This is a genomic window from Methanobrevibacter oralis (genome assembly GCF_001639275.1).
GTDB classification, from domain to species: Archaea; Methanobacteriota; Methanobacteria; order Methanobacteriales; family Methanobacteriaceae; genus Methanocatella; species Methanocatella oralis.
Genome location: NZ_LWMU01000060.1, coordinates 1 through 23,875, shown reverse-complemented (window position 1 = coordinate 23,875; position 23,875 = coordinate 1). Strand labels below are relative to the sequence as shown.

The window sequence follows — 23,875 nt, the reverse complement described above, 5'->3', positions numbered from 1 at the left end:
GATATAGAAAATCTCTTTTAACTTTCGATGGATTGTTATTATGTTAACACCGATATGAAATTTTCAGGCTATGCTGCTTATGATGTACAATGGATTAGAATTGAGCAAAAATGGTATTATAGACATAGATTATATTGATTTAATTAATCGAATGCCTATTGCAGAGTTAATATAGTGAAAAAAGAATGATTCTGCAACAACAAAAAATTTTATAAAAAACAGCATCAAAGCAACAGAGCCCATTGCAATTGTAACGGATTTAAAACCAGGATATGATAAAATAATGAGAGAAATTGGATTTGATCACCAACACTGTACATTTCATTTATTATTAAATATCAATGAAGAACTTAGAGAAGAACTAAAGCAAATACGCAAAGAATATGAAAGCAATCTAAAAAAACAAAACCCTAAACTCTCAGAAACACAAATCAAAAAACAATCCAAAAACATGATAAACAACTACAAAATAGAAATCAACGAATATTTAAGCATATTTTACAAATTATTCAAAAAAGAAACCTACGAAGAAGCAATAGAATACATCAATTTCCTAAAAGAAAAATTAATAAACTTATCCACCAATTCTAGCAAAATACTTAAAGAAAAAATTCTTCCCAGAATTACAAAAAATACATACACTTCCTTAAAAAAAGACACAAAGGAAAACTAGACTGTACTAACAATCAAATAGAAAATTACATTGGAAATACAATGCCCAAAGCATACAAAAAGAAATTTAGAACATTAAAAGGGATATTCAACCAGATAATGCACCAAAAAGATGGCTGGATCGAAAAACGAAAACAAGAGCTAACAAATTGACAGTCCCTAAATTATTTAAAATCAAGTATTTGCAAACATAATAGCAATTATAATAATCCAAACAACAAAAATAATTAGTTGAATTTTACCATGTAACTTAGCACTTTCATCATCACGAGTCACATTATAAATAGCTAAAATAAGACCTATCAAACCACCCAATACGGAAAAGATATATCCTAAAACAATTGTTAATGTGTATGATTTTTTCTTAGCTACACTAACACCACAACTAGGACATACTTCTGCATTTACATCTATTTGAGAACCACAGTTTGCACAAAATTTATTTTCATTCATAGAATCACATCTTGTTTATTATTTATAAATAAAATCATATTTATATCTAACTAAAATAAAAGATATGGAACAATGTTAAAAATTATGTTAAACCTCTTTTATCAAATGTTTAAAGTTTTAATTTTGCCATTGTTTTTAAGTATGAATCTCTCTTTAAAGCAGTTATTTTTATTATTTATGCCCATATTAGCGATCAGATCATTAATAACAATAACATGAAGTTAAAAACAATCAAAATAAGCATTTGCATTTTTCCATGAATCTTGGTGCTTTCATCATCACGAGTTAAATTATAGATAGCAAAAATAAGACCTATTATACCTATAAATATTGAAAAGAAATATCCTAATGCAATAGATGCTGTATGAGAATTTTTATTAGATATACTGCCATTATTACTCACGTTTATTTCAGTAGGTCCATCTATATCATTAATAAATTTAATATATTTAAAATTAACCCAAATTGATCTAATAATACAGATAACAAATAATAGAAAAATAATAATAATCAAAGGTGCATTTATGAAACTTATACCTTCAAACATGTAGGCATTAATTACAAATAAAAACCACGGGAGCTCATATGTAATACCTTCGATTATCCATGCATTATTTTTAATTTTTAATCCCATATAAATAAAACCAAATCCATTTATAAATGGAATGAATGAAAATAACACCCATAATGAATTTAAAATTATTTTTGAGATTCTCATTAAGTTCACCAAGATTATTCTATTAATTTATTTCCAGTTTCAAGTTTATTAACAACTTTTTGACCATCTTGAGCCATATTATTAAATAACAAAATAGTTTCTTTCATTTTAGGAAGAGCTTGTTCTTTATAATTACTTACTTCTTCAATCGCCAATAAAGCTTCTTTAAATGAATTCATTAAAATTTCAGGTGAAATCATGGCTTCTGCACTTGTTTTTTGAATTTCACTGCCTTGTTCATGAAGCATATGTGATGTTGATTCAATAATGTCTCCTGTAGTATCATTGAGTATTTTTATTTTATCCATGGTAATTTTTTGATCATATAACGCACTTGCAACCATTGCTCCAGTCCTAAGTGCTGTAATGGTAACATTTTTAGCACGGGTAACACCCCGAATAAGTTCTTTATTGTTTCTTCTAATGACATTTAAGGATATGATCCCTTGTTGATTTATTACAATCATTTGTTGCAAGTCCATTACTCTTTGTCTAAGTGGGAATAAAATTTCTTCACGAACAAAGTTAATCTTATCTTCTTCAACACCCTCAAGTTCAGCTTTTTGTATTTGAGCTTCAATAGAATTGTCCATTAATTTACCTAACTCAATATCAGCCATAATCCTATTTGTAGTTTCTCTTAAGTAGTTTTCTTCTGAAAGAAGAGTAGTATTGTCATTTTGTAAAACTTTACTACTCTTATCCAAAGAATCGACAATATTGGCAATAGCTGTTTCAGCCTTTTGATATTTATTGAAATATTTTTTAACGGGATTGATTAAGTTTCCTAATACTCCTTTTTTATCGAAGTTAACATGACTTGGATCTAAATCTTTCAATTGAATATTAAGTTCGGATAGTTTATCACCAATGTTATTTGCATCTTCACCACTTTTACTAAAATCAGCAAATCTTGTAGATAATAATTCATTTTTAGATGCTGATTTAGACATGTCAGATAAACCAAAGTTTTCTAATGGTTTTAAGATTTTTTCTCTTTCATTAGGATTATTTAAATCTGATTCAAATATTGCAATTGCATTTGCATCTGCTTGTGTTTTAAGTTCAGAATTTTGTAATTTTTCTTCTTCTTGTTTAAAAGTAGTTTCTACTTCTTCTTTAATTCCAGCTACATCAAGGGAAAATTCAGCCATATTATGTCTCCTTATTAGTTATTCATAATCTTTAACAGATTTGATTAAATCATCAATATCTTCACATAAGTTTTTTAATTCTTCATTTGACTTTTCATCTGAGGATAAATTAACAAGTAATTCTGTTGTTAAATCATCAATTTGTTTAATAATAGTTTTAAGAAATTTAATTTTATTTTTTAATTCTATTTTTATTTCTTGAGTATCTGCATTTGCATAATTAGTAATCTCTAATGCTTCTCTTGCTTCGTTGTAAAATAATTCATGTGCTTCATCTACAGTAGATATGAATTTATCATATGTAATTTGAGGTGGAGCAAAACGTTTTTCAATTAGTTGTTTCAGTTTTTCTTCTTTTATTGAAAATACCTTTTTTAATCCTATAATCTGCTTTTCATACTTAACTAAAGAAGAAATACTTGATGAATATTTTAGATTATCTTTATTAATATCTTGACTAGGATTTTTAATTTTACCTGCATTTGGTTTTTTAAACTCAATACTCCTTTTAGTGGCCAATATTTTTCTAATATTATAAAATGGAATTAAGATCAGTAAAATCCAAATCAACTTAAACATTATATTTCCAACAATGAAAATAGGAGATGCAAAAGAAATCAATAGAGTATAATATAAAGCTAATTTCCATGGAACTTTATTGTAAAGCAAATTAAAATCATACATATCTGCTATTCCTCTTTTAACTCTAACTTTAGCAGCTGCTTTAGAATTAGCAGCATATTTAAGAATTTCATCATCACTAAAAATACCCTTTTTAGGTTCAACTATATATCTTAAATTAGAGAAAGTTTCAATGCAATCTATAGGATTGTCATCAAGATCATAAGCCTTATAGTTTACAATTTTTAAGGGAGTAGCTAATCTTATAATCTCATTTTCTTTTACTGTTAAAAGGTCATTATTATTTGTTTCCTTCATCATATCCTCAAATATAAAAACTTCTTATACACAATTATTATATTTCATTATGAGCTTTTATAGTTTTATATTTAATTGGAAGTAATTGTTATAAAAAATAAGTTTCGCGTTTAAAAATAGAAATACATTTTAAAGCAGTTTAATAAAATAAAAATAACTACAGTTAGAGGTGTTAAATTGAAAAAAATCATAATAAACCTGCAAATAAAGTTTTAGTAATATTTGGAAAAGACAAAAACCATTTAAAAGACAAAATTACAAATAACAATGGTGTTGTATACTTTAATATAAATTACAATGTTGGAAAACATGAGGTTTTAACATGGGTTCTAGTGATGATGAAAATTTTATGTATGTGGCATATAATATTAGTCACTATAAAATCAACAATACCAACAAAACTTTTATCAAAATCAATTAAACAAAAAAAAGTTTTCAATTAAATTCCTTAATAAAAATGGAAAAGCATTAGCTAAAAAGAAAATTAAAATTAAAGTTAAAAGTAAATCAACTCTTTTAAAGTTGGAAAACATAAAATATTAGCTATTAATCCAACCATCAAAGAAATTCGTAAAATTACTGTAAAAATTAGAAGATAAAAAAAGATTTGGGTCTTATGACCCAATTATTCTTTAACTTTTTCACCAAGTAACCTTAAACCAACAAACATCACAACAATAACTATTGGAATACAAATAAACCATGGAATTCCAAGGCTTGCAGGAATATAACCAAATACTATTGTTATAATTGCTACAAATATTGCATAATAAATTTGTGTATCAACATGAGCTATATGATTACAACTAGAGCCCATTGAGGATAAGATTGTTGTATCTGAAATTGGAGAACAATGGTCACCAAATATAGCTCCAGTTAAAACTCCACTAATACATAAAATTACAAATGACATGTCAGGATTTATTGCCCAACCAAATGGAATTGTTAAAGGCATTAAAATACTCATTGTACCATAAGCTGTTCCTGTAGAAAATTAAATAAGAGCCCCTAACATGAAAATTAAAGCAGGTAGAATAAATGCCGATAGAGATCCTTTTAAAACACTTACTAGAAACGTAACAGTTCCAACATCACCAATAACTCCACCTAATGACCAAGCAAGCAATAAAATAACACCAGTAAACGATAGTTTTCATACCATCTACTCAGGTCGAAATAGCTTCACCAATTGTAAATATTTTTCTACCAACACCCATCACAATAGCTACAATCGATGCTAAAAGTTCTGCTTGAAAAGAGCTACTGAAGCATCTGATTGTGATAGGGCTTCAAAAATTCCATTAAATGAAAAAGATTTGGTATTCATTAAAGTAATTAATGCTAAATCTTTGCCTGCCAATATGGTAGTGTATCCATTCCAATAAAACGCAATTAAAGCACCAATGATTAGTGTGGCAATTGGAATAATAGCATTCCAAAAATATATAACTAATACTCCCAATTAAAATTAGTGCTTAGAGTATGATTAAAAATGAATTGCATTCATTGAATTTTAGTTAAATAATGGAATTTAATTAAATTTCGTTATTATAAATAAAATTAATCAAATTCTTTTTCTAATAAAATAGTTACAGGACCATTATTTAATAAACTAACATTCATAAAAGCTCCAAAAACACCAGTTTCCACAGGAACATCCTTTGAGCATATACCTACAAAATAATCAAATAATTCGCTTGCTTTAGTAGGATTAAGTGCTTTGTGAAAAGAAGGCCTATTCTTTTTAGTTCGCCCGTATAATGTAAATTGAGGAACAAGTAATAATTTCCCGCCAATATCACGAATAGATAAGTTCATTTTTTCATTTTCATCCTCAAAAATTCGTAGTTTTACTAATTTACTTGCAAGATAATCAACTTCTCTTGTTGTGTCATTAAGTCCAAATCCAACTAAAACCATTAGTCCTTCTTTAATCTCACCAGTTATTTTATTATCAACTTCAACTTTTGCATTTGTAACCCTTTGAATGACTAATTTCATAGTATCTCCACAAATTAACTTATTATCAATATTTTGTTTTATGTAATTTATATACTTAAAAAACAATATAAAATAAATAATGATTACATTATATGATTAATTATATTCAATGTATTCTTGAATTAGTATCTAATTATTTAATAATTTATATATAAATGATTTACTTTATTCGATTTATATATTTATAAAAATAAAGTTATTATTAACATTTATTAAGTGATAATACTGCATTGGAGGCATATTATGGTTAAATTATCTAAATGTTCGTATTTAGCTTGGGAATTAGGTTCTGCTGAAGCCGGTGCTCTTAAACAAGAATATTTTACAGAAAACGAATTATTAATAGGAATTTGTAGTATTGAAAAAATTGCATTATTAATCAAAGAAAATAATATTAATTTTAATCAAGAATATGCTGATGATATTAATATGGAAAATAATGAATTAACTGATTTTTTCTCAAGATTTAATCTAGAACAAAGCAATATTAGAAGAAGTATTCGTGAATTAATAGAAAAAGGAAATTTTAACTCTGAAAGTCCAATGCTTAAACGGTCTGAAACTTGTAAAAAAGTTTTTATTGAAGCAGAAATTATTGCTATTAATATGAAAAGTGATACTGTTCGTTGTATTCATATTTTAAAAGCAATATTTACTAATCCAACTAATATTATAAAAATTTTTTTTAAAGAAAAAGGTATTAGTTTAGATGAATTAACAACTCATCTAGATAGTAAAATGGAAAATAAAACTACAAACTCCTCCTCAAATCACATATTAATTAAACATGGTAAAAATTTAACACAACTAGCTAAACAAAACAAATTAACTCCACTTATTGGTAGAAATGAAGAGTTATTACAACTTGTAAGGACTTTAAATAAACATAAAAAAAACAATCCATTAATTATTGGTGAGCCGGGTGTTGGAAAAACTGCTTTAGTTAATGGTTTAGCTATTAAAATTTCTGATGGGAGTTTAAAAGATTTTCTTAAAGATAAAGAAATAATTGAAATTAACATGGCTTCTTTAGTTGCAGGTACTAAATATCGTGGCGATTTTGAAGAAAAAATAACTGATCTTATTAATGAAACAAAAGAAAATTCAAATATTATATTATTTATTGATGAAATCCATACTATTTTTTGTGCAGGTTCTACAAATGGAAGTTTAAATGCTTCAAATATGATAAAACCTGCATTAGTTAATGGTGATTTAGTATTAATTGGAGCAACTACTCTATTGGAGTATAAAAAATATTTTGAAAGTGATCCAGCTTTTGAAAGAAGATTCCAGCCTATTATATTAAATGAACCAACTATTAATGACACATTATTAATTTTAAATGGTTTAAAAGAAAAATATGAAGACTACCATAATGTTAAAATTTCACAAGAAGCTATTAATTCTGCTGTAAACTTATCTGTAAGGTACATTCAAGATAGAAATCTTCCAGATAAAGCATTAGATGTAATTGATGAAGCTTGTTCTCGTAAATTAATTCCTAAATTAGATATTACAAATTCCCTACATATTGAAACAGTTGTTGGTGAAGAAGATGTAAGAAATGTTATATCAGATTGGACTGGAATTCCTATATTAAATGATTCTTCCCAATTGGAAAAAGCTCAAAAAATTGAAAGCTTTTTAAAATCAAAAATAATTGGCCAAAATCAAGCTATTGAAAAAGTTTCAAATAGAATAAAAAAAGCTTATGTAGGTATTCATAATCCTGAAAAACCCCTAGCAGTATTTTTATTTTTAGGTCCTACTGGAGTGGGTAAAACATATTTATCAAAAATATTATCTACTTTTTTATTTAATAGTGAAAAATCATTAATTAGAATAGATATGTCTGAATATAAAGAAGAACATTCAATTTCTAAATTAATTGGTTCGCCTCCAGGTTATGTGGGTAGTGATGAAGGAGGGTTCTTAACTAATGCAATTAAACGTAACCCATATTCTATAATTCTTTTAGATGAAATTGAAAAAGCTCATCCAAAATTATTTGATGTATTCTTACAAGCATTTGATGAGGGGCGTTTGACTGATGGAAAAGGTAATACAGTAAATGCAAAGAATTGTATTTTCATTATGACTTCCAATATTCAACTTGATACTAATCAGGATTATAATCGAGCATTTGGTAAAACTCAGGAAAATATTAATACAATAAATATTTTAGATAATTTGGCTCAAGTGATGAAACCAGAATTGGTTAATAGAATTGATGATGTAATAATATTTAACCCATTAACTAAAGCAGATAATGAATCTTTAGTTAGATTATATATTGATGAGATAAATGAGCGTCTTTTTAGTGAAAAAACGATTGAACTTAAAGTTAAAAATTCAGTTTGTAAATATTTAGTGGATAAAGGCTATAATAAAAAGTTTGGAGCTAGATATCTCAAAAGAACAGTGGAAAAAGCGCTTGAATATCCAATATCTGACATGATAATTAATGGTGAAGTTAAAAAAGGGGACATAATTGAAATTTCAGCAATTAATAATAATTTAGAATTTAAAGTAAAATAATTCGTTTGCAGGTGTTTAAAAGGTGTAAATATGAATCAAGATAAAGTAAAGCGCATGGTTGAAGAATTTTTTAGAGGCCAATATGAAATTGAAAAGTTTTTGGGCGCTGGTGGTTTTGCAGATGTTTATCTTGCAAAACATAGATATTTAGATGATCGAAGAGCAATGAAAATCAACAAAGAACCATTAATTTCTAACAATGCAAAAGGTATTTTTGAAGAAGCGAGAGTTGCTACTTTAATTAGACATAAAAATGTTATCAGTATCCATGATGCAGGTATTATTTCAGTTTATGGTCAAGATAAAGATGGTTTTTTTAATTTTGGAAAGAAAAGAGGAAAGCGTGAAGAAAAATACGCATACTTTGTTATGGAATATGCTGCTGGAGGAGATTTATGGAAATATTGGCAATCATTTTCCAATCACTACAAATTAATGCCTATTATTGAAGTATTAGATATAATGAAACAAATTTCTATTGGATTGAATGTTTTACACTCAGCTAAACCAGATAAAATAATTCACAGAGATTTAAAACCACAAAACTTAATGGTTGAATTTGATGAAGGTAAACCTCTTATTAAAATCACAGACTTTGGACTTGCTAAAGAAACCACTACAACACTAGCTGAAGTAAGTGTTGCTGGAACTCCGCTTTTTATGGCACCTGAATGTTTTAATAAGAAATTTTCAACAATGAGTGACATTTATGCAGTAGGAGTTATATTTTATCAATTATTAACCAATACGTTTCCATATAATATTACTCGCTATGATATGGGAGACATGTTTTTTGGAAAACCTTGGAAAAACAAATTAGAACCACCTAGTGCATATAACCCTGAAATATCATCTGACTTAGATCAAATTGTTGTAAAATGTTTATCAATTAATCCCCGCGACAGATATGCAAATGCAGGAGAACTTTTATCTATTATTAAAAATTACATGGAAAAGTTAGGTATAAACGATACATCTACAATTTATACATCTCAAAACTCCTCTTCAGACAATATCAATAATAAAGAAGAAGTTAAAAGTGATTCGGTGGAAGAAGTTCTTAATAAAGCTTTTAAATTAGCTAAAAAGGAAAATAAATTATCTGAAGCTATTGAAATTCTTGAAAAAGCTATTATTTCAGATTTATATATTCGTGAAAATTATACCTATAGACTTAAATTATGGAAAGATGAAATGCCAGATGAAAAATTAATCGAAGAAGCATTTAAAGTGTATAGTCAAAATCAACCTGATTATTCACTAGCTATTGAACTTTTACAAGAAGCAATTGCATTTAATCCTAAGCTCAAAGAATCATATGAGGGTTATTTATCATTATGGAGTCTTTTACTAAATTTAAGTGAAAATAATGATTTAAAAGAGGCAGTTCATTCTCTTGAAGAATTGATAAGTGAGTTTTCAATAATTAAAGATAATTATGCTAGTATAATTAATATTTTAAAAACTTATGAAATTAATACTATTGTAAATGAATCTTTGAAATTAAGAAAAGATTCTAATTTGGACTTTGATAAAATATTTGAAGCTTCAAGATTAATGGAGTTTGCTGTTCTTTCAGATAAAGATATTAAAAGGAAATATTCATCAAAAGTATCTTTATGGAAACGAGGTTTGTCAATGTAATGATTTAAATTAGGTGGTTAAATGGATATTGATGAAAAAATATATAGAAACAATGGTTTTAGAATTCTTGGTTTAGATATTACCAGTAAAAATAACAAAATTAAAAATCGTTTATCTAAAGTTGATGCTTATCGAAACAGAAAAAATTATGATGATTCAAAACCCTTAGAAGGAGTTTTTGATAAAAGTAATATTAATCTTCTTTTACCAGTCGATCCTTCTCCATCATATATTGATTTTCAAAACGCAAAAAATAGATTAAATAACGTTAGAATTCGACTTATTGATGAAATTTTATGGTTTTGGCCAAAATCATTAGATATTGCTTTAGAACAAGAAGTTGTTGATTATTTAAAAGATAAAAATTATGATGGAGCTATTTCTTACTGGAATACACAATCTATGACTGATTCATTAAATACTACTTCAATTCATAATTTAGCTATTTTACATCATTCTAAATCATTAGATCTCTTTATTAATGAAAATAGTTCTGAATTTCTAAATGATTTAGAGTTAGGATTAAACTATTGGGCAGATACCTTAAATTCAAATAATTTTAAAAACTTTGTTAAAAAAAGAGTAAATTCTTTAAATGATCCTCGTTTAACTGAAGATTATGTAGATACACTATTTAAAGAATTACCTTATGATTTATTGAATATTAATTTAATATTGATTAAAAAAATGCTAAACACATATGAAGTTTCCAATCAACAAGTAAATAAGATAAATAACACAATAAAAATTATCCAGTATTCTTCTTTTAGTGAAGATATTATTACTAATATTAATTCTAAAATCTTAGAATATATTGATTCTTTAATAAAAAAATACAAAGATTCTTTTGAATCAGATTTTACTTATTCTAGTGATGAAAAATTAAAAGAACTCTTTGAGCTTAGAGAAAATCTTTTTCCTCTATTTTCTATTTTAAAAACTTCTTATAATGGTAATTCTGTTTCTGAGAATATTAGAAACAATAATTGTTTGTTTATTCTAAATAAAATGATTACTTTATTAGATTTAGAACAATCTGGAATAAATAATATTAATATAGTTCTTAATGATGAGACTAAAATTAATCAAGCACAAGATATACTTAATCTTATAGTAGATTATTCGATTAGTGAAGACATTCAATCAAAAGCAGAATCCCTATATACTATTATAACATTAAATGGAGTTTTACAGGATTTAGATACCTCTCAAAATGAAGTTCAAATAGAAAATAGCTTTAAAGAACTTGGAATTCCATATACTGATAAACCTGATAATAATGTTAATAATGATGAATTTGAAGCAGGAGTTATTTATTTAGCAAATTTTATTAAACTCGTTGGATGGATATTAATTCTTAGTTTTGCATATTTTGTTTACTGTACTTGGATGTAATTTTACGTATTAGGTGATATAATGGTTGATAAGTCTAAAAATAATAAAATATTAGGTATTAATTCTATTAAATCGTTGATTAATAAAAATCAAAATGATAATCTTTCTAAAAAAGAATATAACTATTTAATCAAAAAACAAAGATTAAAATCAAATTATAAAAAAAATAATAATGAAAAATTACCTCCTGAAATTGAAAATGTTTTAGTAGAACTTATTTCTACTATATGGACTATTGGTAATACAGCTATAAAGTATCAAAATGAAAACCAATTATCTTTTTTAAATGATTTATTAGAAAATTGTGATAAAATTTTATCAAATAATACTAAAGATGAAATAGAGATTAAAAAAGGTCAAAAAGTAATCAAAGATTCTTTAAGACCTATTGATTCAATATCTAGATATTATGAAACTTTGATGGTTAAATTATCAAAAAACGGTTTTGAAGTTAAAGACCGCACAGGTCAAAAATACACACCAGGTATGTCCTTAGATGTTTTAGTTTTTGAAACAGACCCTCAGTATAAGGTTAATACTATTACAGAAACTATTAAACCCGATATTTATTATAAGGATAAATTGATTTCTAGAGCTCAGGTTATTGTTACTTTAGCTAATAGTAAAAAATAATATTAAAATATTTATTAAATGGTGATTAAATGTCAAAAAAATTAAGAACAAACACAGTTGATTTTGGTATTGATTTAGGAACAACTACATCTATCATTGCACGAGTCGATGGCAATGACGCACCTATTATTCCTAATTTCACTAGTAATACAAATTTCACACCTTCTGCTGTGGCAATCGATAAAAGAGGTACAATGTTAGTTGGTGAAAAAGCAAAAAGACAAGCATTAAGTGATCCTAAAAATGCTTTTTCAGAATTTAAGCTTAGAATGGGAATTCCTAAACCTTATGTTTTTCAAGATTCGGGTCGTGAATTATTACCTGAAGAATTGTCTGCAGAAGTTTTAAAAGAATTAAAAAATTCAGTTTTTAAGCAATTAAATCAAGATATTGATTCAGTTGTTATTACTGTTCCTGCGGATTTTGGCCCTACTAAAACATTAGCAACTAATAAAGCAGCAAAACTTGCAGGATTCGAGTATCATCCTTTAATCATGGAACCTGTTGCAGCTGCCTATGCATATGGTAAAAACGCATCAGAAGATGAAGAAGGAATATGGCTAATCTATGATTTAGGTGGAGGTACTTTTGACGTATCAATTGTAAGATTAAATGATGATGAATTTGAACATGTGTCTCATTCAGGTGATGAATATTTAGGTGGAAAGTTAATTGATTGGGATATTGTAGATAATATTTTTGCTAAAAAAATAAGCGATGATTTAGGGATTTTTGATTTTAATAGAAAAAATCAAAAGTATATTAGGGCTTTTGCAAAACTTAAAGGTGCAGCAGAACAGGCTAAAAAAGATTTATCAACTTTAGATTATACAGACATTTTTGTTGAAAATCTTTTAGTTCATGACAATGATGTATATGATTTTGACTATATTTTAACAAGAGACGAGCTTAAAGATATAATGAGTTCATATATTAAAAGAACCATTAATCATTGTAATAAAGCATTAAACAAAGCTTCTTTAACTATAAATGATATTGATAATATTATTTTAGTAGGTGGTTCCACTCTTAGTCCAATTATAAGAGAAAGTTTAGAAAATGAATTCAACATTCCTCTTAAATTTGATATTGATCCAGTAACTGTTGTTGCAAAGGGAGCAGCAATATATGCAGGAACTTTAATTAAACCTTCAAATGATGTAGTAGAATCTGATAAAATAGGTATTGAATTAAATTATTCAGCTACTGGTCCAAGAAATGAAGAATTTTTTGTTTCAGGTAGGATATTTTCTGAAAATATAAATGATTTTGATGGATTTTATATTGAAGCTATTAATGTTAAAACAGAAACAACTACTGGAAAAGTACCAGTTGAATCTGATGGATATTTCGATCTTGAATTAATGCCTGAAAATGATTTAAATGAATATTCAATTAATTTATATGGATTTGATGGTAGTTTAGTTGAAATTGATGAAAATTCACCAAATGCTATTATTTATAACTGCCAAGCTGTTGCTGGAACACCTATACTACCACATACATTGGGTTTAGGTTTATTTGATGATTCATTATTCATATTAGCTAAAGAAGGTGTAGAATTACCTTATGTTTCAAGAGAAGTATTTAAAACAAAATCTGATGTTATAAAAGGAGATGATTCGACATTTATATCAATGCCCCTTTATAATGGAACAGCTGAAGTAGCCTCTAGAAATACAAAAGTTGGAGAGCTAAATATTAGTGGTTCTGACGTTAATAAAACTTTAAAATCGGAAAGTGACATAACTGTTAAAATTGATATTGATGAGTCACGTTTAATGAAGTTTGATGTTATGGTTCCTGATTTAGAACAATCCTTTGTTTTTAAAATCACACCGGATGTTGAAGAAGCAAGTGTTACTAATGTTAAGAGAAAATATCAAGATGCAAAACAACGTTTCAATCAAATTAAAGAAGAGTGTTGCAATAATAATGATGAAGTAATTGATGAATATTGGAAAAATATAGAAGAGGAAGATATCATTAATAATATTGATAATTTCATTAATGTTGCAGAAAATGATGAAGATGCAGCTATCCAAGCAGATAAGCGTTTAAATGATTTAAATGATATTTTAGATAATATTGAAAAAAACTTAAATGAATTCAATCAATTTGATGAAATTCGGAATTTAAGAGATAAATCACGAAGTGAAATTCAGGAAACTGGAACTCCTGAACAAAAAGCCCAATTTGAAAAGATTTCTAATGGTATAGATGAAGCAATTAAAAATAATGATTTATTTATGGCAATACAATTAAGAGATCAATTAATTAATCTTATAGCTCAAATGGCAGATCCAATTGAAATGCTTAAAGCATCCCTACTTTTCATAATGCTAAATGGTGAATATAAAACAGAACATTTATTCATTGTTGAAGAATTAAAAGAAAAAGGTTTTAAAGCTATTCAGGATGAAGATGAAGAAATGATGTTTAATGTTTTCCAACAACTTCTTGAATTAGAACAAGGCCTAGGAAATGAATTTGATGGAACACCAGGCATATTTAATCCTGGTGGCGTAGGTCGTGATGATTAAGGTATTTAATTGGGATAACTATGATAAAAGATAAATTTATTAAACTACCAAGTAAAGGACGTCTTTTAATTGTCACTGATTTACATGGAAATCTTGAAGACTATGAAAAATACATTGATTTATGGGATTGTTATGATCCTAATTATCATATAGTTTTTGTTGGTGATTTTATTCATTCAATTGATGAAAATGACTATTCTATTGAAATTATTGAGGACGTGATTGATAAATTTAAAAAATATCCTAATTTTCATCCTCTTTTAGGTAATCATGAATGGAGCCATATTATTGGAACTAATATATTCAAAGGTTTTCAAAATCAAACTTATGAATTTGAAAAGTTAATATCAGATAAAAAAGGAGAATTAGAGCCTTATTTATCTAATTATATAAATTTTTTCAAAAGAATGCCTTATTTTGTTAAAACAAATAATGGAATTTTTATATCCCATACTGGACCTTCTAAATCAATAAAATCAATGAATGATTTTAATAAGATTTTCAAAAATGATTATGACTTTAAATCTCTTCACGATTTTTTATGGAATCGTTTTGACAATGATTACAATGAAAATGATGTGGATAATTTCTTAAAAATTGTTGGTTCAAAGTGTATGGTTGTTGGTCATACGGTAGTTGATGGATTTTTAATTTATGGTAATCAAATGATTTTATCTTCTAGTTTCGCAACAGACAATAAAGCATATTTAGATATTGATTTAAGTGAACCAATTAATAATATGGATGATTTAGTAGATAATATAAAGTTTTTATACGTTAAATAGGTGAAAAAATGGATGAAGAACAAAAATTTATAAAAAAGATGGCAAAACAAACTGCTGTATATGCAATTATTCTATTCTTAATAAGTATATTCATTAGAGTTTATGATATTTCTTTTATTGTGTCTTCTTATTGGTGGTCATTATTTTTTTCTGCAATATGTGGATTACAAATAGTCACTGCATTTGATTGGCATCAAGATGGAGCAAGAACAAGGCCTTTTGGTTTATTTACATTGTATTTAATTGGATTAACATTAGGAATAATAATATTTTATCTAGTTATATCTAATGTCCCAATAGACATGCTCAGATTTGATCTATTTTAAATAATCTTTATTTAGTTTGTGAATGAAATGAATGACAATGATGAATTATTAATAAAAGCAATTAAAGATCTTGAATTAGGAAATTATAAACAAGCCAGAGATAATTTTCAAATTGCATTATCAAAAAATAATGAAAATGCTGATTCTTGGGTTTTTTTTGGTTTTTGCCAAATAAAATTAAAAGACTTTGAAAATGCATATAACTCATTTAATAATGCTTTAAAAATTGATAACCAACATTCTTTTGCATGGAGTGGAAAAGCTTATTTATTATGTTTATCTAAAAACTATAAAAAAGCTTTATTATATTGTAATATTGCTTTAAATATTTATCCTGATAATAAAGAAGCTATAAAAATAAAGAATAACCTTAAAAAAACACTTTCAAATGATAAAAAGACCCAGTCAGAAAAAATAAATAAAATTAAAATTGAAGATTTGTTGAATTCTTTTAATAATATGGGTACTTTTGAAGATATAGATAAATATACGGCTGAATTTAATAGTGTTGATTTAAACAAAAAAGAAGGTTTAACTACATTAACAGATTTAAATCACTTTAAAAATATATTCACTGAAAAGCGAATTAAATTATTATTTAAAAATACTTTAACAGTTGATGAGTATAATAAAATATTATTAAAGATTAAAAAATCGGGAAAAAATAATTTTAAACAGATACTAAAGGAAAAAAATATAAATTTAGATGAAATTGACATATTCAAAAAGATTACTCTTCTAATATTATCTTATACAGATATTGAATACAAAACAAAAGGGATAGAATTAGGTAGCTATAGCTATAATATCATTAGGATAGATGATAGATTAAGTAAAGCAGATCAAATATCTACACTTATTCATGAATTAACACACCATATTCTTTCAGAAATAATCACTCAATCTTTAATGTATATTTGGAATAGTGACAAAACAGATGCAATTGAAGCTATATCTGATTACTGTATGTTTAATAATAAGTTTAATATTCTTATGAATGAATACTGTGCTCATACAGTTCAAGGTAGATTTTTACCATTTGGTTATCAAAATTATGGATCTTTTAATGCATTATTAAATAGATTTGATAAAAAAGACAAAAAAATAATTAAATATTATATTAAGTTAGGTAATAGCTATGCTGAGGACATTACTTCAATTTTAGAAGGTTTTATTCCTAGAAAATGGAGATATGAAATTAAACAACAGTTCAAAGAAGATTTTAATAGAAATCCAAACTACGAGGGAATACAATTAGAAACAAAAAAAGTTCTATCACTTGAAGATAGGGTAGATAACATTAATAAAATTTTATCTAATGGGATTTTTAGTATAATTGCAAATGATGATATTAGTTTAGTTAGACAGTTTAAAAAAGAATATGAAAAATAAAATTAGATTATTAATTTCCCAAGTATTTCAAGTTGATATGCTTTAGCTTTATTATATGTTTCATCATAGTCTAAAAGTTTATCAAAACAAATTAAAGCTTCAGGTAGTTTATTACTACTTCTTAAAACAAGAGCTTTATTAAATAATGCATAAATATCTGTATTATCAATTTTTAGGCATTTATCAAAACATTCAAGAGATTTTTCAGTTTCATCAAAATAAAATAATATGCATCCTTTATAGTTAAGGGCATCTAAATCATTACTATTACCTCTTAAAATTTCATTTAATAGTGATAATGCTTTTTCTAAATCTTCTTCTATGAACAGTGTTTTAAGGATTACATTTTTTAATTTATCTTTTTTTGCATTATCTAATTGTGGTGTTTTAAATAAAAATTCATTTTTGATTATTGTTTTAATTTTACTAATAAATGGATCAATTAAATTTTCACAGGTAACATCTTTTTCAATTGCTTTTAAAAAACAATCCCATGCATCCCATAATTTCCCTGATTTTTCATATATAATACCTTTTTTAATTAATATTTTAGCTTCTTGATTAAAATTGCCTAAGTTTATTACATAATCCATATCTAATTTTTCCATGACTTCATTTTTTAAGATTGATATAATATTATTGAGGTTTGAATCTATTTCAATCGCTTTATTATAATAGATTAAAGCATTTTCATAATCTTGTTTATTTTTACTTAATATTCCTTTGTTTATTAAGGCAGATGAGTTTTCAATTATGGATAATGAATAATCAAAATATTTTTCTGCTTCATCCATTTTATGTAATTTCATTAAAGTTGAACCTTTGCCATTAATTGCCTCAATATTTGTTGGTTCAACTTCTAAAACTTCATTAAATAGTTTTAATGCTTTTTCATAATCATATTGCATAAATTCTAATGCATTAATTATTTTATGATTAATCATCTACAACACCTGTTTAATTTTTTATAAGTAACTAATATTAAATTATATGCATTATTTGATTGTAAAATAAATAAGTTCATTAAGAATTTCTCTAAATAAGTTTAAATATTAGGCTATTATTTTAGATAGATTTGCATAAAATATATTCTAAGAAATATTCTATTAGTTTATTAAAAAAAAGTAAGTATTTAAATTCTTTTTATGTGACAAGAGAACTAACAAAAAACTATTAACTGACACAATGTCATTAATTACATTGAAAAGTATAGATACAGTTCTTGAATTGATTAATTCTAAAACATTATATCGTGGAAATCAATGGGAGGATGCATTAAACCAACTTCATCAAACTAAAATAGAATATAATGAACTGTCTGAATGTTCTGATAATATCAATATTAACAATTGGTTATGGTATAAAACAAATAAATTAGGAAATTTGGCTTCAAGAATTAAAAATACAAGTATTGGAATATTATTATTAAATTTATCAAATTATATGGATTTAGAACAAGCCGTAGAACAATATAAGAATATTACAGCACCAACAAACTATAAAAAATCAAAACTAATATTTATTTATTAAAAATATACTCCCCAAGCACAAGATTTTAATACAATGGAAGGATAAAAGCTTTGATCCAAATGATCTTGATGCACATTGTAGTGAACCTAATGGAAATGAAATGAAGATTTGCTTAATGACAAATTAAATTTGTTACTGTTTTTAATCATAAAAAAGCTAAAATAGAAGCATTACAAGATGAAATTGCTACAAAAAAGAACGAGCAAAAATCATGAGAATCATAGCAGAAAAGGAAAATGAAAAATTACATGATAAAAGTATTTCAGAACTAAAAGGCTATCCTTTTTTTAACAATTATATTATTCTTTAAACCTATCTTTATTTAAAATTTATAATTATCTTTAACAATTTATAAGAAGTCAAATAATTATAAATAAGTGTTTTTTAATAATTAGATATTAGTTGATGAATTTTCACTAATAGAGGTTAAATTATGAGTGATATAAAACGGATAAAAACACTAATTAGAAACTCTGATTCTAATTTAATTTCAACTAAATTAGCTGCAGTTAATAATAATGTTAGATTTGCAATATTAGAAATTTTAAAAGAATTCCAAAAAAAGAATATGGATAAATATAATTCTTTTAAAAATGATCCATTATACTCACGTGAAATCAATACTTTTCTATTAAATAATTATAATATTAGTATTACACCTCAAATGCTAGGCCAACACTTAAAACAACTTCTTGAAGCAGATTTAATTAAAGAAGTAAATATTAAAAAAGAAGTGCCAAATAAAATAGGTAAACGTAATGTTAAAGGATACATTTTAAAAAAAGATGCATTTGAAGATCTTTTCTTAGAAATAACTTTTTTATCAGAAGAACTTCTTTCATTTTTTGATTTATATAAAACTAATCAACACTTTAAGGATAATGAATATTGTGTTTTAACAATTTTTAATGGTGTTGATAAGGGTAAAACATTTAAAATTCATAAAAATGAAGTTTATTTAATAGGTAGAAAAGATAATTATAATCTTAATGATTTAGCATCCTTTACAATTCTTTTAGACAATAGCTATACTACAGTTTCCAATGTTTCTAAACCCCATTTAAAATTATTTTATAAAAATGATAAATGGTGTATTTTAGATGAAGCAAGTTCAAATGGAACATTTATCGCAGATAAAAAAGTTCAAAAAGGAAAGATTACTAAATTAAAAAATAATTCCTTTTTAAAGTTATCAAGAGGATCTGGAGCAGCTATTTTATATTGTTCTTTTTAATTAATAAATGGAGATTAATATGAGAAAAATTATCAATGCACATTGTCATATATATCCTAAAAAAATTGCATCACGAGCTGTTGAAGGAATAAGAAACTTTTATAATCTTGATATGTCATTAAATGGTATGAGTGATAATCTTATTCAAGATGGTGAAAAAGTTGGTGTTACACATTATTTAGTTCACTCAGTTGCAACAACTCCTAATCAAGTAAGATCTATAAATGAATTTATAAGTGATGAGGTAAAATCTCACAAAAGACTTTTTACAGGCTTTGGAACTTTACATCCAAATAGTGAAGATATTGAAGGAGATTTTGAACATTTACTTGAACTTGGACTTAAAGGAGTTAAACTTCATCCTGATTTTCAGCAATTTTCACTAGATAGTGAATCTGCATTTAAATTAGGTGAAGTTATAAATAGTGGTAATGTTCCTCTTATGCTTCATTGTGGGGATTATAGATATAACTACTCAAATCCTAAACAATTAAAACCATTTCTTAAAAAATTTCCAGATATGTTAATTATTGGTGCTCATTTTGCTGGTTGGAGTATGTGGGAAAAAGCAACAGAAGAACTTGCAGGAACTCCTAATCTTGTTGTTGATTTAAGTTCTAGTTTGTATAATTTATCCTCAGAAACTGCAAAAAAATTAATCTATGCATATGGTGTTGATAAAGTATTGTGGGGAACTGATTATCCTATGTGGGAATCTGAAAGTGAAATGAAATTATTTAATAAAATTGAACTTACAACTAATGAAAAAAAGATGATACTATATGAAAATGCTGCTAAAATTCTTGGTATTTAAATTAATTTAAGTCCACAGAAATGACAAAAACGATCATGATTATCAGTAGGCATATTACAGTAAGGGCATGTCTCACTATGTGAAGTTATTGTAGGAGTTTTATTATCGTTTAACAAATATTCTAGACGTATTAATAATGATTCATCTAAGAGTTTTTCTTCTTCATATTCATTTCTGATTTGTTCTTTAATTTTCAAAAGCTTAGCGTAATTAGTATGTGCATCATCAAGTAATGTTTCCATATAAAATGATAATTCATCATCTTCCCCAATAATTTCATCTAGAGTATATTTTTTTAATGGTAATCCTTCTTCTAATTCTTGAACTAAATTTAAAATTTCTTCTTCATTTTCAATGAAATACTTTTGAATTTCTTTAATATAATCCTCATCTATTTTTGCTCTGTTTTCTAAGGCATTATAATGAATTATATCATAATTTAATGGTGAGCTATAAGCTATTGAAGCATTTTTTAAATCAAGAAAATGAATACTAGCTGACATGTTTAAATCGTAAAAGTGTGTGGATAACTCTTCTGAGTCATTATAATCACAATCCGTTATTACATTATGGCCAGGAATTACAAATTCAATAGCACTAACTACTATATTATCATTAATTTTTTGAGCAAATCCATATTTAATTAGTATTTCAACAATCAAATGTGTTGGCTCAACAATACTTGGTTTTTGATGTGTTTCTATAATCTTTTTAAGCTCCCGATAAAATATTCCTTTTCGTCGAAAATTAGGCAATATATAGATGTTATTCAGTGCAACAGTCATAAATTGTCTTGAAAAATCATAAGAACAAAATCCTACAACCTTATTATCATAAAGTAATTCTTTAAATAAATTGCATTCAGGACTTTTTAAAATAAAGTTTTCATCATTAATAGCATCCCAAATATAATCATACTTCTCTTTGAGTATATCCTCAACATTAAGGGCGGATTCCGTTAAAAAGATTCTTTGTGTATTATCGTCACGTTTTAAATAATTCATAAAATCACTTCTAACTTGTATTTTATTTATTAAAATTAGTTATATTTAAATTATTCGTTTATTTATTTATTTTTAATTAGCTATTCCTAATTTCTAGAAGTATTACTAAGTAAATTTTAGGAATAAAAAAATAAAGTAAAATAATGCTAAAAATAAAAGTAATACTCTGATAAATTCTTTAAAAAATAGTAGAAAAAGAAAAAAATATTAAATTATTTTTTCCTTAATACAAATGGAATTCCAATAATTGCAACAACTAAAATAGTTATTGGAAAACCAACAGTAGGTATATGATTATTTTTTTTAGTTTTTTTAACCTTCTTTTTTGGTTCTTTTTTAGAATCTTTATTTATTTTTTTGTCTTTTATTTTAATTGGAATCTTTTCTTGTACATCTTTGTATGTAAATTCAATTTCACCGGAGTGATCACTAGCTCCTTCATATTCTAATTGATATTTATCTCCTTTTTTAAGTGTTATCATGAATTTAATTGGTTGGTTATTTTTAGATAAGTCAATTGTTTTAATTGTTTTGCCATTTTTAATTAATGATAATTTTCCAATCTTAACTTTATGTTCAACATCATTAAATTTAGCATTCACATTTACAGAAACTTTAACTTTATCTTTTGCATGGCCCCTAAGGATATTTGGATTTATTTTAATAATTGGAGTTAATATTACTGATTCTTCGCTATTATTATTCTTTAATTTGCTAATGTTTTTATCAACTGAAAGTGTATCATTAGTATTATTGTCTGATGATATAACTTCATAAGTATCATTATCTACAGCATTAACAAATGATATTAAAACAATTATAGATAGTATACAAATAATTAAATATTTCATTTTCATTTAAAACACTCCTTTTACTTGATTTTTTGTTAAAAATTAATAATATGTTATATTTTTTAATATTTAAATAATATGTTAAAAACCAAAATAATATACAATAAAACATGATAATTATTGAAAAATGAAAAAATAATAAGTTTAAGATTATAAAATATAAATTATTTATTTCTTTTTAAATAGCTTGTAAAATTATTAGCATTTAACCAGCGATTATGTTTTAACATTTTAGACCACATTTTATTTCCATAATCTTCGGTAATAATGCCTTTTTCCAATGCCATCATTAAAATATCTCCAGTACTAATTCTTTCCAATTTATATTTCTCTACATATGGCATAACATCTTTAGTATTATTACTTGCTATAATCATAGAAAGTACATTTTTTCATAATCTACTCCCATTCTAATGATTCATTATCATTGAAATTATACACCATATGTTCACAAAAAGCATCTAATAATAATTCATCCTTTTTACCACAAGATATTAATTCATTTTCAAAAGCTAATTCCGTTAGTTTAATATAGTTTCCTATAGTTAAATATTCCTTATTTAAATAAGGAGTGTATAAACTTAAATCATAACCTCTAATTAAAGCATTATATTTAATATTTTTCTTATAAGACATATATTCATCATATTCAATATCATCCAAATAATGTCTAATTCTCCATAAAAGTGCCTGATGTGATATTTGAAAATATTGTTCTGCATCAATAATACTGTCCAAATTCCATTTTTTAATATTATTATCTATTTTATATCTTTCTATTGCATCATGAGGCATTAATAAACATGATGCAAAAAGATCTGCCCTTTTTTCAATTTCATCATCAGATTTTATTCCACAAAGATTAAAAGTTTTATCATCATATTTTAAGTGATATATTTCATGAGCTATTGTGAAAGATTGTCTTCCCTTTGTATGAATAGAATTAACAAAAATAATATTTTCATTAGTTAATTTTAAAGATGCACCAGATAAATTATTTTCCATTTTCTTAAAAACTATAGTTAAATTTTTAATTTTATTTATTGAAAGTGAAAACATATCAATTGATTCATCAATATTTATATTCCATTTTCTCCTACATTTAGATGCTAATTCATTTATAGTTTTTCTCTAAAAATTTTTACCATATAGGTTTAGCCAATTTTCATAAAATGATTTGAAGCCAATAATTTCATAAAATTTATCTTTAAATAAGTTAATTAACTGATTTTCGGTTGTATAATAT

23 protein-coding genes and 1 pseudogene are annotated in these 23,875 nt (G+C 25.4%); 12 read left to right on the top strand and 12 right to left on the bottom strand.

Features of this window, described 5'->3' with window-relative positions; all coding sequences use genetic code 11:
• Positions 1-283 precede the first annotated feature (283 nt).
• A complete protein-coding gene (locus MBORA_RS05015) occupies positions 284-673 on the top strand; it encodes a hypothetical protein (protein ID WP_063720324.1) in 390 nt (129 codons plus the stop codon).
• A 173-nt stretch (positions 674-846) separates the two neighbouring features.
• Here the strand turns inward: MBORA_RS05015 and MBORA_RS05010 are convergent, their stop codons facing one another.
• The 7 genes and pseudogenes from MBORA_RS05010 to dtd form a co-directional block, all read right to left on the bottom strand.
• Positions 847-1,125, bottom strand: coding sequence for a zinc-ribbon domain-containing protein (locus MBORA_RS05010; protein ID WP_042692306.1), 279 nt, complete (start codon positions 1,123-1,125; stop codon positions 847-849).
• Between the two features lie 193 nt (positions 1,126-1,318).
• Positions 1,319-1,843 (bottom strand): hypothetical protein, encoded by a 525-nt coding sequence (locus tag MBORA_RS05005; protein ID WP_063720323.1) that lies wholly within the window; start codon positions 1,841-1,843, stop codon positions 1,319-1,321.
• A gap of 14 nt (positions 1,844-1,857) precedes the next feature.
• Positions 1,858-2,997: a toxic anion resistance protein gene (locus MBORA_RS05000; protein ID WP_042692312.1), complete on the bottom strand. Its 1,140-nt coding sequence runs from the start codon at positions 2,995-2,997 to the stop codon at positions 1,858-1,860.
• A gap of 18 nt (positions 2,998-3,015) precedes the next feature.
• The gene (locus tag MBORA_RS04995) at positions 3,016-3,936 is read right to left on the bottom strand and encodes a hypothetical protein (protein ID WP_042692315.1); all 921 of its coding nucleotides are present in this window, start codon (positions 3,934-3,936) and stop codon (positions 3,016-3,018) included.
• Between the two features lie 625 nt (positions 3,937-4,561).
• A pseudogene (locus MBORA_RS10980) lies at positions 4,562-5,068 on the bottom strand (Na+/H+ antiporter NhaC family protein).
• A 105-nt stretch (positions 5,069-5,173) separates the two neighbouring features.
• The gene (locus MBORA_RS10970) at positions 5,174-5,398 is read right to left on the bottom strand and encodes a hypothetical protein (RefSeq protein ID WP_197017418.1); all 225 of its coding nucleotides are present in this window, start codon (positions 5,396-5,398) and stop codon (positions 5,174-5,176) included.
• 98 nt (positions 5,399-5,496) lie between these two features.
• A complete protein-coding gene (gene dtd / locus MBORA_RS04985; protein ID WP_042692319.1) occupies positions 5,497-5,937 on the bottom strand; it encodes a D-aminoacyl-tRNA deacylase in 441 nt (146 codons plus the stop codon).
• Positions 5,938-6,180: 243 nt separating this feature from the next.
• On the opposite strand from dtd, the gene MBORA_RS04980 reads away from it, so the two are divergent.
• Genes MBORA_RS04980 through MBORA_RS04945 form a run of 8 tightly spaced genes read left to right on the top strand, consistent with a single transcriptional unit; the run spans position 6,181 to position 17,196 of the window.
• On the top strand, positions 6,181-8,478 hold the full coding sequence (locus tag MBORA_RS04980) for an ATP-dependent Clp protease ATP-binding subunit (RefSeq protein WP_063720321.1): 2,298 nt from the start codon (positions 6,181-6,183) through the stop codon (positions 8,476-8,478).
• A 30-nt stretch (positions 8,479-8,508) separates the two neighbouring features.
• Entirely contained in the window at positions 8,509-10,122 is a 1,614-nt protein-coding gene (locus tag MBORA_RS04975) for a serine/threonine-protein kinase (protein WP_042692322.1), read from the top strand.
• Between the two features lie 21 nt (positions 10,123-10,143).
• Complete coding sequence (locus MBORA_RS04970; RefSeq protein ID WP_042692325.1) at positions 10,144-11,517, top strand: hypothetical protein; 1,374 nt, start codon at positions 10,144-10,146, stop codon at positions 11,515-11,517.
• Between the two features lie 21 nt (positions 11,518-11,538).
• Positions 11,539-12,150, top strand: coding sequence for a co-chaperone GrpE (locus tag MBORA_RS04965; protein WP_042692327.1), 612 nt, complete (start codon positions 11,539-11,541; stop codon positions 12,148-12,150).
• A gap of 29 nt (positions 12,151-12,179) precedes the next feature.
• Entirely contained in the window at positions 12,180-14,693 is a 2,514-nt protein-coding gene (locus tag MBORA_RS04960; protein ID WP_063720320.1) for an Hsp70 family protein, read from the top strand.
• 20 nt (positions 14,694-14,713) lie between these two features.
• Positions 14,714-15,478: a metallophosphoesterase gene (locus MBORA_RS04955; RefSeq protein WP_052331759.1), complete on the top strand. Its 765-nt coding sequence runs from the start codon at positions 14,714-14,716 to the stop codon at positions 15,476-15,478.
• 8 nt (positions 15,479-15,486) lie between these two features.
• Entirely contained in the window at positions 15,487-15,804 is a 318-nt protein-coding gene (locus MBORA_RS04950) for a hypothetical protein (RefSeq protein ID WP_042692335.1), read from the top strand.
• Positions 15,805-15,831: 27 nt separating this feature from the next.
• Complete coding sequence (locus MBORA_RS04945) at positions 15,832-17,196, top strand: tetratricopeptide repeat protein (protein WP_063720319.1); 1,365 nt, start codon at positions 15,832-15,834, stop codon at positions 17,194-17,196.
• Positions 17,197-17,198: 2 nt separating this feature from the next.
• On the opposite strand, the gene MBORA_RS04940 is transcribed toward MBORA_RS04945, so the two are convergent.
• On the bottom strand, positions 17,199-18,140 hold the full coding sequence (locus tag MBORA_RS04940) for a tetratricopeptide repeat protein (RefSeq protein ID WP_042692337.1): 942 nt from the start codon (positions 18,138-18,140) through the stop codon (positions 17,199-17,201).
• Between the two features lie 241 nt (positions 18,141-18,381).
• On the opposite strand from MBORA_RS04940, the gene MBORA_RS04935 reads away from it, so the two are divergent.
• From MBORA_RS04935 to MBORA_RS04925, 3 genes are all read left to right on the top strand, one after another.
• Positions 18,382-18,726 (top strand): hypothetical protein, encoded by a 345-nt coding sequence (locus MBORA_RS04935; protein WP_042692339.1) that lies wholly within the window; start codon positions 18,382-18,384, stop codon positions 18,724-18,726.
• A gap of 433 nt (positions 18,727-19,159) precedes the next feature.
• Positions 19,160-19,960, top strand: a complete 801-nt coding sequence (locus MBORA_RS04930) for an FHA domain-containing protein (RefSeq protein ID WP_042692341.1) — start codon at positions 19,160-19,162, stop codon at positions 19,958-19,960.
• A gap of 19 nt (positions 19,961-19,979) precedes the next feature.
• Entirely contained in the window at positions 19,980-20,774 is a 795-nt protein-coding gene (locus tag MBORA_RS04925) for an amidohydrolase family protein (protein ID WP_082853386.1), read from the top strand.
• Here MBORA_RS04925 and MBORA_RS04920 read toward each other — a convergent pair.
• The 4 genes from MBORA_RS04920 to MBORA_RS04905 all read right to left on the bottom strand — a co-directional run bounded on the left by MBORA_RS04920 (position 20,771) and on the right by MBORA_RS04905 (position 23,688).
• Positions 20,771-21,778, bottom strand: coding sequence for a GNAT family N-acetyltransferase (locus MBORA_RS04920; protein WP_042692345.1), 1,008 nt, complete (start codon positions 21,776-21,778; stop codon positions 20,771-20,773). The two genes, MBORA_RS04925 and MBORA_RS04920, sit on opposite strands and share 4 nt — an antisense overlap.
• A 212-nt stretch (positions 21,779-21,990) precedes the next feature.
• The gene (locus MBORA_RS04915; RefSeq protein WP_063720317.1) at positions 21,991-22,635 is read right to left on the bottom strand and encodes a hypothetical protein; all 645 of its coding nucleotides are present in this window, start codon (positions 22,633-22,635) and stop codon (positions 21,991-21,993) included.
• A 158-nt stretch (positions 22,636-22,793) separates the two neighbouring features.
• On the bottom strand, positions 22,794-23,006 hold the full coding sequence (locus MBORA_RS04910; RefSeq protein WP_052331762.1) for a hypothetical protein: 213 nt from the start codon (positions 23,004-23,006) through the stop codon (positions 22,794-22,796).
• Positions 23,007-23,028: 22 nt separating this feature from the next.
• Positions 23,029-23,688, bottom strand: a complete 660-nt coding sequence (locus MBORA_RS04905; RefSeq protein WP_052331763.1) for an ImmA/IrrE family metallo-endopeptidase — start codon at positions 23,686-23,688, stop codon at positions 23,029-23,031.
• Positions 23,689-23,875: the final 187 nt, after the last annotated feature.